The organism is Streptomyces telluris (assembly GCF_024519335.1).
GTDB lineage: Bacteria > Actinomycetota > Actinomycetes > Streptomycetales > Streptomycetaceae > Streptomyces > Streptomyces telluris.
In genome coordinates, this window is record NZ_JANIID010000077.1 from 1 (window position 1) to 3,435 (window position 3,435).

Annotated in this window: 4 protein-coding genes and 2 pseudogenes; 2 read left to right on the plus strand and 4 right to left on the minus strand. The window is 72.3% G+C overall.

Annotation, left to right across the window (positions count from 1 at the left end):
- Both NQU55_RS36095 and NQU55_RS36100 read left to right on the plus strand, forming a co-directional pair.
- A pseudogene (locus NQU55_RS36095) lies at nt 1-136 on the plus strand (transcriptional regulator); the annotation flags it as partial.
- On the plus strand, nt 133-630 hold the full coding sequence (locus tag NQU55_RS36100) for an ATP-binding protein (protein WP_256791860.1): 498 nt from the start codon (nt 133-135) through the stop codon (nt 628-630). The pseudogene NQU55_RS36095 and the gene NQU55_RS36100, both read left to right, overlap by 4 nt.
- 35 nt (nt 631-665) lie before the next feature.
- Here NQU55_RS36100 and NQU55_RS36105 read toward each other — a convergent pair whose 3' ends face one another.
- The 4 genes and pseudogenes from NQU55_RS36105 to NQU55_RS36120 all read right to left on the minus strand — a co-directional run.
- Complete coding sequence (locus NQU55_RS36105; protein WP_168097029.1) at nt 666-1,085, minus strand: ATP-binding protein; 420 nt, start codon at nt 1,083-1,085, stop codon at nt 666-668.
- Nucleotides 1,082-1,537, minus strand: coding sequence for a pyridoxamine 5'-phosphate oxidase family protein (locus NQU55_RS36110; RefSeq protein WP_256791861.1), 456 nt, complete (start codon nt 1,535-1,537; stop codon nt 1,082-1,084). Before NQU55_RS36110 ends, NQU55_RS36105 begins: the two co-directional genes overlap by 4 nt.
- Nucleotides 1,534-3,294, minus strand: a complete 1,761-nt coding sequence (locus NQU55_RS36115) for a SulP family inorganic anion transporter (RefSeq protein ID WP_168096879.1) — start codon at nt 3,292-3,294, stop codon at nt 1,534-1,536. Before NQU55_RS36115 ends, NQU55_RS36110 begins: the two co-directional genes overlap by 4 nt.
- Nucleotides 3,291-3,435 (minus strand): annotated as a pseudogene (locus NQU55_RS36120) (transcriptional regulator); the annotation flags it as partial. The pseudogene NQU55_RS36120 and the gene NQU55_RS36115, both read right to left, overlap by 4 nt.

The following is a 3,435-nucleotide window of genomic DNA, read 5'->3' on the forward strand; positions in this document are numbered from 1 at the left end:
AGTCGTCTACGAACTCGCCGGCGGCGACGTAGCCGAACTCATGCGAGCCGCCCGCCGCATCCTCACCGAGATGCTCAGCGGACAGAACGAGCTGCTGGAGGAACTCCGCGGCGCCGAAGCGGAGGCTTCGCGGTGACGTGGCGCCGCAAGCGCGCATCGCCTGCGGCAGCGTATGCGGGTTCCTCTCCTGTGTGGCGGCGCATCCTGACGATTCCGCTGGTTCCGGAGGCGGTGCGGCAGGCGCGGCACGATACGACGACGGCGCTTTCGGAGTACGGGCTCCGCCCGGACTCGGCCTTCGCCGGCGCTGTCCTACTGGTGGTGAGCGAGCTGGTCGCGAACGCCGTGCGGCACGCGGCCGACCAGTCCCCCACAGCGGATGTGACCATCGCGGCCGGGGCCGGTCAGCTCGTCATCGGCGTAGCCGACCAGGCCCCGAGCCTTCCCGTGCTGTCCCCGGCAGGGATGGGGGACGGTCTCCGGACCGTCACCGACCTGGCCGCCGCCTACGGCGGCACGTTGAGTGTGGAACCTGCCGCGCACGGCTGCGGCAAAGTGGTGCTGGCCCGTTTCCGCGTCCCCGACGACCTGAGTTCCCGCAGAAGCGGCGCCGGTTCCCGTCCGTTGTGAGATCACTGCTGTACGGGCGTCGGACTGTACGGGCGTCAGATCGGCAGGGAGATCCAGATGGTCTTGCCCTCGCCGTCGGTGTCCCGCTGCACTGTGCAGCTGCCGCACAGCTCCGCGGTCAGCTCGGCGATGAGGCGGAGTCCGCCGGCGCAGGCTGCGAAGCGTGCCGGGTCGGGGAGGTGGGGGTGACGGTCGTGGACACCGAAGGCGAGGGTCTTCGGACCCGCGGCGTAGGTGACGGTCACCTGAGGCGAGAGGGCTGCCGTGTGCCGGACGGTATTGGTGACGAGCTCGCTGAGCATGAGAAGTGCCGGGCCGAAGGCCTGGTGGCCGGGGTTGATGCCCCAGGATTCGACGTAGATCATCTCGGCGGTGCGGCGGGCCAGGGCCACCGAGGCGGGCACGGTCGGGCAGACGAGCACGGACCGGAACGGCAGGGAAGCGGACAGTCTCATGAAGCTGCGGACCGGGTCGTGCCACCGGCGGTGCCGGATGCGCCGGCTGCGGGGGCGAAGCGGAAGGCGGTCACGGCCTGCGGACGGATGCGCAGGAGCGTGTCGTGGGGGCCGTGGACCCAGCCGGGGAGGGTCCGGCGGCAGTGGGCGGCTTCGTCCGGGTTGGTGATGACCTCGGCGAGACCGCCGACTGTCACCGCCCAGCCGGTCCCGGTGCCGGGGTGGAGGTGGTCGCAGTGGTAGGTGACGGTGACGCGCCCGAAGAGGGCCGCACCGGGAGCCGGGGTGCGGACGATCAGGCGCCCGTACTCCAGAACGTGGCAGGCAGGTCGTACGGCGACGCCGTCCCGCTGCTCGTAGACGATGCGGCCGTGGGCCACACCTCCGAGCAGGTACCAGGCCTCCTCACCGGACACCTCGAACATGCGGCGGAGCGAGGGAGAAGTGGTCATCGGGAAGACTCCTCGGTGATCACGGCTGCGGGGGCGTGCGAGCGCGCCGGGGCGGGGAATGCAGGGGCGGGGGGCAGGGTTTCGGCGCTGCGCAGGTGGCTGCGGGCGGCGGCGACGGCTTCGGAGGTGTCGGCGTAGTCGTCGCCCGTGGCGGCCCGGAGCAGGACGAGGGCGCCTACGGAGTCGAGAACCCGGCGTTGGCCGGGGCGTATGCCGGAGGCCAGGACGGTGATGCCGCGCCGGTTCAGCTTGGTGACCGCGTCCTTCAGAACGAGGGCACCGGTGGCGTCCACGGTGGTCACACGGGACATGCGCAGGATCACCACACGACCGTCCGCGACCTCCGAGAGCTCCAGCAGGAAGCGGTGGGAAGCGGCGAAGAACAGCGGGCCGTCGATGCGGTACGCCACGATGCGCTCGTCCAGTAGCGCGTGTGCCCCGGCACTGTGGTCGCCGGCCGCGTCCGACTGCAAGGAAACCCGGTCCAGGCGCGCCTGCCCGGCCACCGCCCTCAGGGCGAGCGCGCCGGCGACGAGCAGACCGATCATGACGGCGTACACGAGGTCCAGGGCCACGGTCGCGACGGCCGTGAGGATCAGCACCAGGCCGTCGGAACGTGTGGCGCGGGCCATCGCCCGCAGGCTCCCCACCTCGACCATGCGGATAGCGGTCGCGATCAGTACACCAGCGAGGGCTGCGAGCGGGATGCAGGAGACCAGCGGGGCGGCGGCGAAGACGACGACGGCGAGGATCGCGGCGTGGGTGAGGGCCGCCAGTCGCGAACTCGCGCCGGTACGGACGTTGACCGCGGTGCGCGCTATCGCGCCGGTGGCCGGGACGCCGCCGAACAGCGGAGCCGCCAGGTTGGCGAGGCCCTGTCCGAACAGCTCCTTGTCGGGGTCGTGCTTCTGCCCGACGGTCATGCCGTCGGCGACGGACGCCGACAGCAGCGATTCCAGCGCGGCCAGCGCCGCCACTGCCACGGCGGGCGCCAGCAGTGAACCCAGTGCCCCGGGATCCAGGAAGGCGAGCGACGGGACGGGAAGCCCTGCGGGCAGGTCCCCGATCGGACGGGCCGCGCCCAGGTGACACAGCTGCGCCACGACAGTGGCACCGGTCACCGCGAGGATGGAGAAGGGGACGGCCGGCCGCCACCGCGCGCCGATCAGCATGACCGCGGCGACCGCGGCCGCCAGTCCGACGGCAGCCCAGTTGGGCGCCTCGACGAAGGCGTCGACCGCACGCCAGGCGACCGTGAGGACCTGCCCGCCCTCGGGCTCGGCCACCCCCAGCGCATTCGGTACCTGCTGCAGCCCGATCACGCACGCGATGCCGAAGGTGAAGCCTTCGACCACGGGGGCCGGCACGTACTGCATGTACCGGCCGGCGCGGGCGAGGGCGAGCGCGATCAGCATCAAACCGGCGAGCAGACCGACCATGAGGACGCCGCCGGGGCCGTACTGGGCGACGATGGGCACCAGGACCACCGTCATGGCGCCCGTGGGCCCGGACACCTGCAGATTCGACCCACCGAACACCGCGGCCAGCCCGCCCGCCACCACCGCGGTGGCAAGCCCCGACTCCGCGCCCAGGCCGGAGGAGACCCCGAACCCGAGGGCGAGCGGCAGGGCCACGATCGCCACCGTCAGCCCGGCCAGCAGATCACGGCGCGGGCTGCGGGCCATGCCCGCCAGCTCGGCGCGGGCCGGCAGCAGGGAACGCACCCGGGCCCACGCCCGGGCGGCAGGAGACGTCACCGAGCACCGACCTCGGTCTCGGCCTCGACCTCCCGCAGCTCCTCCAGCAGCTCGTTCTGTCCGCTGAGCAATTCGGTGAGGATGCGGCGGGCGGCTCGCATGAGTTCGGCTACGTCGCCGCCGGCGAGTTCGTAGACGACC